General features: G+C 36.6%; 17 protein-coding genes. 8 read left to right on the top strand and 9 right to left on the bottom strand.

Going from position 1 to position 13291, the window contains the following annotated elements; all coding sequences use genetic code 11:
• Nucleotides 1-15: 15 nt before the first annotated feature.
• The 6 genes from F1C16_RS23305 to F1C16_RS05130 form a co-directional block, all read right to left on the bottom strand.
• Complete coding sequence (locus F1C16_RS23305) at nucleotides 16-381, bottom strand: N-acetyltransferase (RefSeq protein WP_185283284.1); 366 nt, start codon at nucleotides 379-381, stop codon at nucleotides 16-18.
• Between the two features lie 226 nt (nucleotides 382-607).
• The gene (locus F1C16_RS05150; protein ID WP_185283283.1) at nucleotides 608-1111 is read right to left on the bottom strand and encodes a hypothetical protein; all 504 of its coding nucleotides are present in this window, start codon (nucleotides 1109-1111) and stop codon (nucleotides 608-610) included.
• Between the two features lie 666 nt (nucleotides 1112-1777).
• The gene (locus F1C16_RS05145; protein WP_185283282.1) at nucleotides 1778-2023 is read right to left on the bottom strand and encodes a hypothetical protein; all 246 of its coding nucleotides are present in this window, start codon (nucleotides 2021-2023) and stop codon (nucleotides 1778-1780) included.
• 110 nt (nucleotides 2024-2133) lie between these two features.
• Entirely contained in the window at nucleotides 2134-2847 is a 714-nt protein-coding gene (locus tag F1C16_RS05140) for a hypothetical protein (RefSeq protein WP_185283281.1), read from the bottom strand.
• Between the two features lie 36 nt (nucleotides 2848-2883).
• Nucleotides 2884-3543: a DUF3223 domain-containing protein gene (locus F1C16_RS05135; protein ID WP_185283280.1), complete on the bottom strand. Its 660-nt coding sequence runs from the start codon at nucleotides 3541-3543 to the stop codon at nucleotides 2884-2886.
• Nucleotides 3544-3554: 11 nt separating this feature from the next.
• The gene (locus F1C16_RS05130) at nucleotides 3555-4841 is read right to left on the bottom strand and encodes a hypothetical protein (RefSeq protein ID WP_185283279.1); all 1287 of its coding nucleotides are present in this window, start codon (nucleotides 4839-4841) and stop codon (nucleotides 3555-3557) included.
• A 906-nt stretch (nucleotides 4842-5747) separates the two neighbouring features.
• On the opposite strand from F1C16_RS05130, the gene F1C16_RS05125 reads away from it, so the two are divergent.
• Nucleotides 5748-5972, top strand: a complete 225-nt coding sequence (locus F1C16_RS05125) for a hypothetical protein (protein WP_185283278.1) — start codon at nucleotides 5748-5750, stop codon at nucleotides 5970-5972.
• A gap of 34 nt (nucleotides 5973-6006) precedes the next feature.
• Here F1C16_RS05125 and F1C16_RS05120 read toward each other — a convergent pair whose 3' ends face one another.
• From F1C16_RS05120 to F1C16_RS05110, 3 genes are all read right to left on the bottom strand, one after another.
• Nucleotides 6007-6657, bottom strand: coding sequence for a hypothetical protein (locus F1C16_RS05120; RefSeq protein WP_185283277.1), 651 nt, complete (start codon nucleotides 6655-6657; stop codon nucleotides 6007-6009).
• A 149-nt stretch (nucleotides 6658-6806) separates the two neighbouring features.
• Nucleotides 6807-7340, bottom strand: a complete 534-nt coding sequence (locus F1C16_RS05115) for a DUF6169 family protein (RefSeq protein WP_185283276.1) — start codon at nucleotides 7338-7340, stop codon at nucleotides 6807-6809.
• Between the two features lie 197 nt (nucleotides 7341-7537).
• Nucleotides 7538-8440, bottom strand: coding sequence for a replication initiation protein (locus tag F1C16_RS05110; RefSeq protein WP_185283275.1), 903 nt, complete (start codon nucleotides 8438-8440; stop codon nucleotides 7538-7540).
• 362 nt (nucleotides 8441-8802) lie between these two features.
• Here F1C16_RS05110 and F1C16_RS05105 point away from each other — a divergent pair, with 362 nt between their 5' ends.
• The 7 genes from F1C16_RS05105 to F1C16_RS05075 all read left to right on the top strand — a co-directional run bounded on the left by F1C16_RS05105 (nucleotide 8803) and on the right by F1C16_RS05075 (nucleotide 13043).
• Nucleotides 8803-9126, top strand: a complete 324-nt coding sequence (locus F1C16_RS05105) for an NUMOD4 domain-containing protein (RefSeq protein ID WP_185283274.1) — start codon at nucleotides 8803-8805, stop codon at nucleotides 9124-9126.
• A gap of 570 nt (nucleotides 9127-9696) precedes the next feature.
• Entirely contained in the window at nucleotides 9697-9948 is a 252-nt protein-coding gene (locus F1C16_RS05100) for a hypothetical protein (RefSeq protein ID WP_185283273.1), read from the top strand.
• A gap of 30 nt (nucleotides 9949-9978) precedes the next feature.
• Nucleotides 9979-10695: a hypothetical protein gene (locus F1C16_RS05095; RefSeq protein ID WP_185283272.1), complete on the top strand. Its 717-nt coding sequence runs from the start codon at nucleotides 9979-9981 to the stop codon at nucleotides 10693-10695.
• Between the two features lie 75 nt (nucleotides 10696-10770).
• Nucleotides 10771-11334, top strand: coding sequence for a phage antirepressor KilAC domain-containing protein (locus F1C16_RS05090; protein WP_185283271.1), 564 nt, complete (start codon nucleotides 10771-10773; stop codon nucleotides 11332-11334).
• Nucleotides 11334-11897: an HNH endonuclease gene (locus F1C16_RS05085; protein WP_185283270.1), complete on the top strand. Its 564-nt coding sequence runs from the start codon at nucleotides 11334-11336 to the stop codon at nucleotides 11895-11897. Before F1C16_RS05090 ends, F1C16_RS05085 begins: the two co-directional genes overlap by 1 nt.
• Before the next feature lie 83 nt (nucleotides 11898-11980).
• Nucleotides 11981-12358: a hypothetical protein gene (locus F1C16_RS05080; RefSeq protein WP_185283269.1), complete on the top strand. Its 378-nt coding sequence runs from the start codon at nucleotides 11981-11983 to the stop codon at nucleotides 12356-12358.
• A gap of 259 nt (nucleotides 12359-12617) precedes the next feature.
• Nucleotides 12618-13043 carry a hypothetical protein gene (locus F1C16_RS05075; RefSeq protein WP_185283268.1) on the top strand — a complete coding sequence of 142 codons (426 nt, stop codon included), beginning with the start codon at nucleotides 12618-12620 and terminating at the stop codon, nucleotides 13041-13043.
• Nucleotides 13044-13291 lie beyond the last annotated feature (248 nt).

The following is a 13291-nucleotide window of genomic DNA, read 5'->3' as shown; positions in this document are numbered from 1 at the left end:
CAGTTTCCTCAGCAACTAGTGAGGCTCCGAGATTCTGAGGTAACAATCTATTAAGCCCCTATCATCTGGGTCACTGTATTCAATGAAACCATAACTAGCATATAGAGTCCTAGCCACTGAATTAGTCTCATGTACTTGAAGGACAATAGTATCTTTACCATTATCCTTTGACAATTGAATTACTTTATCTATAATTAATTTACCATATCCTCTACCCCGATAACTAGGAGCCACAAATAATCCTTCCAAATGACATTCAGATAGTATCTCTCTATCATTTAACCATAATTTGCACACACCAATAAGTTGATTACTATCTAACGCTACAATATCAATCAATTCATAACCATCAATACTGATTTCCAGAGTACATATATTCATTCTATTCACACTATTTACTATCTATTACCAACTTGATTATCATTACTTTACCTGTCACCGCATCATTGAAAAGCCGGAGCTAAGTCATCTGAAAGATTTTTGAAACAGATGATTCCTAAGCGGCCTGAGCAACAGCTGATTCTTTTTTCGTGCCTTACCAGTAGCTCCAAATCGTTACTAATTCAATCGTTGTTCCGTTGCTGATGTTGTTTAGTCGGGACCCCCGTTACTTATCTAATAGCTTAGTCAACTCATTATCAAGGTCATTATCACTCAATTTATTTAGACTCTCTCCATTTGTGGTCACATCTACTTGAGTTACATGCTTCAGATTCAAGTCATTAAATTTCCTCTCTCCTATCCATGCGTATCTTTGCCATAATGAATCAGTCTGAATAGCCATTGTCAAAAACCGCTTCTGATTTCTTAGTGCCTTTTTAATAAGACGTAAAAACTCAGGACCAAAAGCATCATTCTCATCAAATTCATCACGTATAGCCTTAGCTTTCCATTTCTCAAATGTGCTCTTACAAATTCTATACTGAGGTTCTAGCTTATCATTTATCTCATCTACCACTTCATAATCAGTGAACAGAATAATATTATTGTCATTCAGTACTACCTCAGCAGCATTAATAAATTCTGGCCCCAGCTTAGACGGTCTACCCCCTTTATTTGGAACATGAGGTAGAATAATAGTCTGAGTGATAGGTTGTTTATAATCTGCCATATATAATAAATACTGTCATTTTGTCTTTAATACAGAATTAGTTTAATAAATAGTTATTTTAAATGATTGGGTAGGTAGATTCTTATTCGGATAAGCTTCAAAACCTCTGAATATCCCTTGAGTATCGTTGTGAATAATCTTTAACTCTCTCATAAGGTCCACGAATATCTTAATACACCCACCAGCAGCATTGTCCACGTCATATCTACAATTGTATTCGTATTTCAATTTGAAGAATGCCAATGTGGGTAAATCAGCCGCTATGATGAAAGGTCGTAGCTTATCCTTGAAATCATCTTGAATAGCTTTTCTCTCTTGCCAAGTTTTAGTGTATAACTGGTTGGTACTTGGGAATTTTCCAATGTATAATACTTCTCCTATCACAGTCTTATATCTAAATATCTATCATTGAGCAACTTGTTTTCATTGCAACATAATTCTATAAGTTGTTGAACCAGAGCACTATTGTTACTATAATAAGCTGTGTAGATATGCCCTGACTCAAATGCAATAGTTATTAGATTCGATTGTTCACGCTTGATATAATTAATGGGGCCATGTAGAGTAGGTCTAAACAGTATCATTCCATTTTCTTCTACCTCTTGATAACCTAATATCTCCAAGTCTACTGTATCAATTGCCTCGTAGTATGTTTTCTTACTCATATTATCCAAGAATCATTATTTCTTCTCTACCTTCTCTACGTGCCTCCATTAGTGCGATACCAAACAATTCTTGAATCAGAGCACTTTTGTTCTTAAATCTAGCAGTGTAAACTTTATCTGGATTAGTTGTGGTAGAGTATTCTATTACATTCAAATCATAGGTTAGCCATACATTGAACCCGTTACCATGAATGCTTTCAATATCTTTTTCTGTTATTACTTCATATTGTTCTTTTACAGTTTCCATATAATTGATTGTATTTGTCTTATTCTATACGTCTAAATAGTCTGGACATGAAAAAACCTCTCACCAGAAGCAAGAGGTTTAGTGGTATTTTGAATTCTATGTTAAATACGTCACTTATTATGATTATTCTTTATATATATCCTTTTAACGTCTGAATTTGGGTAAACATGAGAGAATTTGGTTTGACGGTTATAGAAGAATGTATAGTTTTTAGTTCGCCCAATATAGATATAATGTTTTGTTGTCCTTATAATCTTGTTATTGTACTCAATCGTTACTATATCATTGTCTTCAGAGTCCCTTATTGCTCTACCACTCAAAGAACCAATGACAGCATTAACAGTTGTTAAATACAAACCCGTTGTTAACATCAACATACTAAAACCTTGTTCACGATAAGCAAGCTTTGCATTAAAAAAAGCTATCTGTATTAACATTTCAATTCCATATAGCAAAAATAATAATAACAGTGAAATTATTACAGAAAAAATTAATTCAATACCAGTACCAAAAAATATCAAACTAAATACTATAAAAAACACACCACAAAATATGTATTCAGCATAAGTATATTTATCAAAATGCTTATTAAATATTGAAAGCTTTTTCGAGTACATGTAAATCATATAAATTGACAACAACACAACACTGATAAAACCAATAGATGTTATATAATAAAAACTCAAGCTAAATATTTCAGACAAATCAAGATACGATATAACATCAATACCAAATGCCTCATAGAAGAATATTAATCTTGTGCTACCAAGGATAAACATTATAGCAGTAATAAAGGGTAGGTTATCCTTAATCTTGGTGAGCATAGTATCAGTCTTGATTTGTTGTTTGACAGTGTTTAGCTATTTATCTACTCTTGCATTACTCAGATTACCTCTCTTGCTCAGAATCCTTAGTTTAGCGTGAGTCTTGTGATATTGATAGAAGTCTTCTGCTAGGTTCTGATTCAACAGCGTATAGGGCAGCTTATTTGGCTCTACTAATCCGTTGAAGTCTGTTATATTCTTTTCCTGAATCCAGTTATCAGTTAGTTCCTTAAATGTTGGGGTTTCATGGTCTACGTGATGATTGTCTAGTGTTGCAGCTTGATTCGTGTAGGGGCAAGTAATATAGAATCTACCGTTGAATTCTTTATCTCTGAAATCGTATATCTGTTGTGCTATCGTATTTCTTAATGCCTTCACCAAGTCATTTCTGTCATTAGTCTTACTTATGTTGCTGATAATGAATGATATATCATCTTGGGAACCATCGATTCTCACTAATTCAAACTGAAGATTACCGTATGGACTTAGTGTTCTGGTGAAATAATTAATTCCTACGCCATTTTTAGTTTCGAAATCATGGTGAAACTGTTGAAAATAATCATACATGAAATTAAATTCAACTTCTGTCAGATTGTCATTGGCTTTACCATTATATAATATTCCTCTTGCGTAGGCTTCCGCTTTATTCTTTGGGTTAAATGGTAGATTAGCTACTGTAAATTTTGGGGCTTTCATTTGGGTTATTGTTAATTTTTTATGTTTGGAGTTATATCATATTGGGCATATTCGGCCCTTATGGTTTCTATTATTTGGTTGTAGTGCTGTTGTGTCGTGTATATAGCATCATGCAGGGTCACAAATGCCTTAATTCCTGCCTTGTACAGCTTTGCAGCCACTCCCTGAAGCATTATGTCAGATTCTAGCAGCGAGAGCATAGAGGTCATTTTTTGCGGCTCTCCTTTGCATTCATAAGGCACGGCCCCCTTCACCCTTAGAATAGCTTCAGAGACACCAGGAAAGTACATATGGAATAGACACCGCCACTTGTGGAACTTCTTTTCCTTGCTGTAGAAGACTTTTCCAAAAAATTCGGCCTTGAATGTGTCTGGACTGAACTTCTGATTGTGGTGTATCAGTAGGCTCTTGATATATCCGTAGAACTCGCCACTTTGAACCAGCTGTAGATAGTGCTCCATATCTGGTGTTAGCTCCTTATAGGCTTGCTTTAGGTAGAGACCAAACAGCAGAGGTTGGCTACAGCTAATGTCAGCTACTACCATTGGTTCACCATTGAGCGTCACGAACTGTCTGAAGTAGTGTGGTAGGCTTGTCATTATTGTATATGCTCTACCCTTATCCTCTTTCTCGATATGCACACAGAAGCGTTTAGGGTCTTGGATAGCATCACGTAGGGAATCCAGGGTAGTTAGCCACCGCGAGTAGATTTCTGGTGTTATTCTTCTGTTTTTCTCTTGACGCCAACCTTTGATTCTGTCCCTTACTTTCATGCGAGTTTGAAGAGCACGGTCAGCAAAGGCTTTAGCACCTTCATAATCTAGCTTCAGTAGACTTAGACTGGATTTGAGCTTTCCATACACACCAGGGAGCTTTTCTAATCCCTCATCTTCTGGATTGACCTCAGTAACAACTTGGGCTTTTGTGTCCCATTGTTTCCATCCTTGCTCTACAGCCTCATCTTTAATCTTAGCTAATGCTTTATTTCTGATTTCGATTTCACCGTAGCTGTTTACTTGTCTCTGTTGGATATACTTATATTTGATAATATTCCATTCAGCTAAATCCTCACGAACCTTGTCAATAAATTGGAATGGTTTACCGTTGATTTTGCTATTCCCTAGCACTTTTCTCATTCTTTCTATATTCAGCACTACCCAACCATAATCCAGTGTTGTACGGCGTTGTTTATGAATGATATTCGTGATTAGAAAATGATATTTCCACTCATTATTCTTTATGTAGGTCTGTGAATAGCCTTTTGAGAGCAACAGTGACTTGATATCAGTAGTATTCAATTGATACAATCTAGTTTTAAGAGGACGTGGCATTTGGCAGGCAGCATATCCATTAGAGGCATAGCGGTTTTAAATAGTAGGGGGCAACAAAAAAACCGACCGAACATGGCTGCCACCACATTCAATCGGTTTAGTTTGTCCCGAGAACGAATTATCTAATCAGTATTTGTCGTTAGTCGGGAAATATCTTTAGCTCACCTTGGCAGAAGTGAAGAACTTGAATAGCTCTGACCAAACATCACAGTTTTCCAGTTACCGCGATAGTGCTAGTGTGAACTTTTATTCTGTTTTCTTCACTTGCCGGATTTTCGTTGTACTCTGATTCAACGACAGCAGTAGTAGTTATTTTCTCTTATTTCTCTCCTTATTATCGTTCCACCACTACTATTACTACTCTACCATACTCTACTATTATCTCTCTCCTTTATCTCCATATCGTTCATATCTCCCTATACTGTATGCTTTTCTATATAACATATTAATAATCAATACTATATACAGTGCAAATTAGGTATGATAACAATATTGAATATATGTAATCAATAATTACCTTTGACACGTAGACATTATCAAACCTATTCTATTAGAAAGAGCATGGAAGAAAGCAATGCTGTAAGGTACGCGTACTCTGATTACCTATACAAAGAACGTACTGTCAGAATGGTAATGGTCAGTGACGAGATAATTAAACAAAACAAACTTCAATCACTATTCAACTTGCCAGAGCACCAGGACAAGTTTGTTATAGTATTTGTTGAGACATTCGGTGATGAAAGGCCAATCTATACACGCACACCTGAAGACATGGAATTTGGAAAAGATTTTAGAAGAAACTTTCCACCTAATAAGCTCAGAGGATTCAAATCTGCTTCCATTTAAAATTTTCATTACACAATAAACAACACAATGGCAATCGACCTCCAACAAATCCAGCAGCTTGTAGATAATGCAGCTAAGAATGAAAACGTACTGAATAGTGTCCGTAAGAATGTAAACAAGGTAACAGTCTTGATGGACGAAATCAACGCTGTTTTAGACCCATCCTACGTACCTGAACCAAAGGCTAAGAAAACCCCGGCTGAAGGAGCCAAACGCCCAGGGAGACCTAAGAAGGTAGCTACAGCTGAATAGATTCTACCGGCATCTCATAAAAAATCCCCAATCGCTATGATTGGGGATTTTCTGTTTTAGTAACTATTGGAGTCTTCGGCCCCATAAAGACAGAATTAGGTGTGCCTTCCTCAATAGTAGCCATTTGTGTGAGGATAGCGTGCTTACCATCAGCTAATTCTACTATATGGTTATTTAATAATCTTACTAGTTTAACGGACCAATCATCGAATAATGCTTCATATTTTTCAATATCAACTGGTGGGTTAAACGGTGTTGAGGCATGTAACAAGTCTCCGCAAATTTTATACATCTCAATTAGTTCATTTTCAGTCATCCATAAACCATCTGGTACGTCTGTTATCTTTCGACTACCATTCACTTTCTCATCTGCAACTTCTACAGCTCGTGGATAGTAGTTAGGATTGAATGCTTTTATTTTCTCTATTATTCCTTCAATACGCCAATGGTGCTGATAGCCAGGATATAGATTTGCATATTCAACTTCATGACCAGCCAAATTAGCATACACAATTATTTCAGCAGTTTTACGAAAGTTAAGTGCAATTACTTCGGTATTTGTCCCTTTGTAACCAGTGGTCCTTTCCCCTTCTCTTAGTGCATCAATAACCTCCTTGCGAACGGTTATCTCATACATTCGCTCATTATAAGCAGTCAGTATTTTGGTTACGTAAGCATCATCCATATTCGCAAGTAACTTATGTGTTTATGTTGATTTTAGCTTCACCACAAGCATTTTAGCATCAAGAGAAGGGAATCATAAGGCTCAAGAATTTGAGTGCAGCAGAGAAAAGAAAAGACCTCAACTAGCGCTAGTTGAGGTCTTTTCTTATTCTATGGAAGATATTGGTTAATCTTTTCCGTTATTTCTAAAACCGCGTTATCGACTGCTTTAGGATTTGGATGATTAACGTGGTAGAATAAGTAGGCAGGTAATTTAGCTTTATTAGCAATTTTACGTTGCACTACACTACCATCATTATATTCCTTGAACCATCTATCGAATCTTGTTTCCCTTTTAAATTCTCTCTCATCCTTTGTATCACAGACATAGAGAATAGTCAGCGTAGTGTCTGCATTGAAAGTACCAGCTAGGAATTTGGCTACAGTTGCGCCTATTCTTGGGTCTATTCCCCTAGGTAGCTCACCACCAACTAATTCTAGTCCAAAAGTCAGGCTATTCTCACCTATAGGATTGTCTCCAAAATAGCCCTGTGCATCAGTGTAGTAGAGGTTGTATCTATATCCCTTATCTGTTATAAAATAGTAGTCTTTACCATTCTCAGAATCTTTAATCTTGTAAGGGATAGGCTTTAACAAATTTGATGTCATTAATTTTATTGATTTGCGGATTAGCGTAGTGGTCACGAATGCGCTTCTTATCAGCAGCAATTGCTTCTACTATCTCAGTCCAGTTAATTTTTTCTTTTACGGTCTTCATAATTGTATCTTTCTCATTTAGAGTTAACGAATTTTAACTCTGATTTTGAGGTCAATAGAACTTTAATCAGCGCTAATTATAGTTCCAGTGCGTTAACCCACAAGTTACGCAATTAGTTCCAAACTCAATCTTTAAAAGAGTTACGGACATAAGTTAGAGTCAATTTCCTTAGGTCTTTTATGGCATTACCAGCTTTGTAGACACTCACCTTGTATAGAGTCTCCTGTAGCTTATTAGCCTTGTTAGCGTCTTTGCACACCATCTTTATAATGTCCCATGCTTCAGGTTTGGTCAGCTTGTATTTCAGGAGCCATGAATAGCAATCATTCAGAATTGGAGGCTGACGTTCCAACCAATCTACCCAGATAGCCTCCTTCTCCTGTATCTCTTCAGTAGGTATGGCTTTTGGTGCTTCCAGAGTCTTCCAGATGATAGCAACCACGCTCCTACCCTTCTTCTTCACTCGATAGGAGAACGTCAAACCAGCAGCCTTAAAATCAGCCTCAATCACGTCTAGAAAGTGACGCTTCAGGTTGGCAAACACAGCGTAGGTAGAAGTATCAGCAAAGAAGAATTGGCGTAGTTCCTCAAGTGGCTGAATGATTTCGACCTTGATGCTATTCCACGAATCCAAAAGCCACAGGAGACGGTAACTATGGGCATTCTTGAATTGTATTCGCGTGAAGTTGATACAGGAGCATTCACCAGTTGGCTTTAGGTGTTGCTGCATTTGGTTGTTAAACTGGCCTTGAATCGTAGCAGTACCATCTTCTATCCGTAGGTCCAGAAATAGAGGTTGCCCATCATACAAGCGAGAATTCAGCCGTTCTAGGGCCTCTCTCACCATCTTGTAACCCGCGCCCGACGCCACCGGCAGCACTTCACTTACTGGAATAGAAATCTCAGGTAACGCATTACGCTTGTGTATCCGTCGTAGAGCACTGATAAATATCTTAGTCTCAGCCAGCGTCATAGGTGTTCCAGGTTGGCGCACCAGCTGATTCGAGAGACAGGCTATAGTGTTCATGGTACTTTGGTGTTGATTACAAGACAAAGGTACGAATACTTTTGTAATATGCAACACCGTAGAGTAAAACATACCAATTGACAGTAATAAACAGCAATCTAATGAGTAAGGGACACCACGATAAACCCTGTTTTACAGTAGTATACAACCACCAATCTTGTAACCAGCACCAATCCAAGCCTCACTACCAACTGTTAATCAAGTAGTTACGCTGCCTAGAATAAGGAGAATAATATAAAGAGAATAATATTCCAGAGAATAGGAGCTTGGATTTTTTAATTTTTAAGAATTTAAAGTGAAAATATAGGAAAACGATTATGGATATTATTTCGTAAATTAGCATCTGAATTCAGGGAAATGCTATGGAAAATATTGTAGAAATTGAGCGTTGGTTACCAATACCTTACGCACCATATTATGAAGTATCGCAACTTGGTAATGTTCGGGAAGTTGAAACCGGACAATTAATGATTCCAGAAACAGCGCACCTAGTATTGAATATTCCTGTAGCACGTCTGGTAGCGAACGTATGGCACACACATTATCAAAATAAGCCAGTGCCTTTGAATCCAGATGCTAAACTTGTTTTCGTAGATGGTAACCCTGAAAACCTCAACTACAGGAATCTAGTATTTGATGAATTGTCTCAAGAGGATTTTGCTGAACTAGACGCTCTCAACAGCTAACAGAACTCCACTCCTACTTTCTTGCAACAGCCCTAAGAGCCTCAGCCGTAATTGGTTGGGGCTTTTTTGTGCGTTATACAGTATCGAATTGATGTTGGTACATGGTTTAGACAAATATCTAACAGCTTTCCCGACGTAGGCCCCTCCCCTCTTGAGCCGACGTGGATTACAATAATTATTAAATATTCAGAGCTGACAAATTGACATTAATTATTTTTCACCCACCCCCTATCGCGCTAAATAAATCGCTGGTATTTTTGAATAAGAAATTTGGTGTCTTAGCCGTTTCCAGTTTTCTTATTGTTATTTCATAATTCATATTGTTGTTAAAAGTTATTGATTGAGAGCCGGGTTTTTCATGTTCCCGGTTCTCTTTTAATAATCCCAGACACACAGATTGAAAAATAAATATCAACCTAGCTATTACGTTAGAAAATAAAGGCTAGTATTTTTGTCTAGAAGAAAATTAACTCTGCATATAAGTTCTAAATCTAGTGGTGTAACAACCGCTTTTTTTAGCAATGCAATAGAAATGATTCGAAATACTTATGATTCATATCACATACATACATGGAAAAACAAACCAGTAGAATTCAGGAGATAAGCGAAACACAGATTAAGAAAGAGTTTGACGGTCAGATATTATTGACTGAAGATGAAATAGGGGAACGATATAAGGACTATATAACAAACCTAAATTATTGGATGCGAAACAACTTGCCTCCACACTACAAATGCAAAAATAAATACTTCTACCCTCAACAGGTAATAGAAGAAATGCTAGGAATAGCTCAGAGTACCCCCAACAGCCCGCTAAACTAATAGGGTCTAGGGTTTTTAAATTACAATGTTATGCAAGAGTTAATCAAAATTGAACTAACAGATGGTTCACTAACAGAAAGCGCAAAGCTCAAGGATTATTTCACAACAATTTTCGAAGCTGAAAAGTCTGGTGAAAAATTCCCTGTAAATCTTGATGATGTTTGGCCTATCGGATATGGTAGAAAAAACACAGCAGTAAAAGCACTCAAGAAGAAATTTATAGAAGGTGTTGATTATCAGTCAGTAATCCAATTGGTGCAGCGAGAAGTAGGAGCTAGTAAAGAAATAGTTTATCTGCTATCCGTTTCGTGTGCTGAATATTTTTCAGTACGTGCTAACCGCGAAGTTTTTGAAATCTACAGTCAGTGCCGCAAAGCAGTACAGAATGTGGTAGCAGCCAAACCACAAAGTCAGCTGGATATTCTAGCAGGAGCAATCCAGGCACTACAGCACCAGGAACAACGCATGGTAGCAGTAGAAACCGACGTGGCCGACGTTCAGCAGGAGGTTAAGCAATTACTACATACCTACGAGAACAATGTAACTCCACAAGATTATTACACTGTCTCCTACTATTGCAGAAAAAATAATAAGAGTCTTACTCCTAGTGATTCTCAAAGACTTGGAAAATTAGCCTCAGCACTGAGTAAAGATTCAGAATTCCCAAAGCGTTCCGTACCAGATGCTAAATATGGTCAAGTTGGTATTTACCATGTGTCTATTCTAAAAATGGTAACTGGTTTCTAATAATTAATAACCGGAAAGGGTGTTGTAAATGTGACACCCTTTCTTTTAAACTCAAACAAAAAAACAAATAACGATATGCAAGTTTCACAAAAATATTACAAGAGAGAAGTGGGAGATTTTACCGGATTGGCAGTATTACAGGATGGTAAATTATTGGTCACAGATTACATACCTAAAGATTCATGGGAATATTTTGTACCCAACGTCTTATTTGCAGATGATGATGATGGGATTCCACAAAGTCTCGCCTATATTTTTAAACTAGGCTGTGAAGCCCACTTTAAACAAAAGACTGAGGCATTGAATAATCTAGCCCTTTATGCTGACGCAGTTGGAAGCCATAAACCCAACACAACCCGACAAGAAAAAATTGATTGGACTAATAATATGTTGGAAGCAGAAGGTAGTTATACTATTGGTATTGCTGCTAGTATTCTAAGACATGGAATCAGAGGTTTATTTAAGTTCCTAGTTGAGCGTAAGATGTTAACCAAAAGCGGAGGACGTTATCATATTGCTGAAGCGTACAAGGATAAAGGATATTTTGCCTCTGTTGACCGCACAATTGAAATCACTAGTCCAGGTATGTATTTCATCTGGGAACAGCTAACGAAAGAAAATTTGATTCCTCAGTACTAATGAATACCAATAGAATTGAATTAATGAAAATAAAACCAATCAAAGGAATAATTAAGAACCACATTTTCTCAATCAAGATTAGTAATCACAGTCTTGGGCTACCACTTCAGGAAGATGATAACTACACGGTCTTTACGGATGGGACTGTTTATTCTGAGAAAAGGAGAAAGTATTTGAAACCTGGGACTCATAAAGGTGGGTATAAATATTTCGGAATATGTACTAATGGTAAAAGTAAAAGTCAATTAGCCCACCGACTAGTAGCAAATACATTTATTCCAAATTTTAACGATTCCCCACAAATAGACCATATTGACCATAACAGACAAAATAACAATGTTAACAATTTACGTTGGGTTACTAATCAGAAAAATCAATTCAATACGAGTTCAGTTAAAGGTAGTAGTAGCCAATATGTTGGGGTTAGTTTGGCTAAAGATAGAAACAAATGGAGGGCTCAGATAGAAACAAATGGTAAAAATGAAAATCTAGGATACTTCAAAACAGAGATAGAAGCCCATGAAGCATATCAGACAGCTAAAGCCCAATTGCATACTATTTAAGCCTATGGAAATCCTGAAAATAACTCGCCAACTAGGTATTAAGAATAACCTACGTGACGCACTAAATTTAATTAATAACTAAGATGATGAATATAATTGAAAAATTCCTCAAGGAGCGTAGAGAATCAATGACTCCTGAGCAAATAGAGCAACGAGACAAGGAATACCAGGAGCGTCTTGAAATGGAGAGACTATCTGAAGAGCTATACGACCTTGAGCAAGAATATAAATCCAACGCTGAAGCCATTGAAGCTCTTGAAAAAGAAGGTGGCAATGACAGACAGATTAGCATGATTTGGGACACACAGCACCAACTAGAATGGAATATATATTCTATAAAGCATCAATTAGAACCTGAAAAGTATCCTATTATCAAAGGTCCAAGTTTCACCGTGGCTCAGGACGTGGTAATAAAGGTTAATGGTGTTAAGGTAAAAGAAGATGATAACGACCCTTTTTAATTATCGAATATGACAAGGATTGAACACTTTCTGTCTCAGGAATATACACCATCGGAAATCCAGGATATGCAGCAAGAGGTAAGGAACAAGAAACAATATCTTAAAATGCTAAAAAGTTCTGTTTTGGATTTGGAGATAGAAATAAAGAAGATTGAAAATAATATTGGCATTGCGCTAATTTATAACTAATAATTTATGGCTGTTACCAGATTTAAGAGTATTTAGGTTTGGACTGTAACACCATTAAACATATAATATTATGACATACGACGAACTAAACAAACTAAGCATTGAAGAGCTAACACTTAAACTAATACAAGTGCGTGAAGAAAACGAATTAATTAACACAATTGACTCTGTAGAAGATATTGTATTAAACTTCACCAAAGATGGTCAGGAACACGAAATAGAGGGAAGTAATATTATTGTTCGGAAAATGACACCTGAAGAACATAGGATACATTTCCTGCTTGATAAAAAGAAGCGTCAAATGACTGAATATGTTGCTGAAAATCTAAAGAACACTGATTTCTATAAAGAGATTCAGCAGCTAAAAGAGAATAACCAACGACTCCAAGCCGCTGTTGATGATTTGGTTAATAAGTTCTCAGGTACGCTAACAGCTAGTGGTAAAGGATTGGTTGCTATTATAAATAGTGATACCTATCATAAGAATTACCGCTAATCGGTTACAATAACAGCAGATGAATAAAGGGAGCCATAATAGGTTCCTTTTATTGTTTAATGAGATATATAATAATTAAAAGAATATTGGTCAAACGCTGGGAAGAAACATTTAGGGAAATCTGAATATTAACTCTGAATTATTCTAAAAGGCTTTGATTCTGATTAATAGAGCCACATTATTACAATAAAACTAATTATTTGGCGCGGTTTTCCAGATTATAATGTTCTCCGAATTAATAAATGAGG

The organism is Hymenobacter sp. NBH84 (assembly GCF_014217645.1).
Lineage (GTDB): Bacteria > Bacteroidota > Bacteroidia > Cytophagales > Hymenobacteraceae > Hymenobacter > Hymenobacter profundi.
Note: the sequence above shows the minus strand (reverse complement) of the source record. Positions and strands in the feature narration are given on the sequence as shown.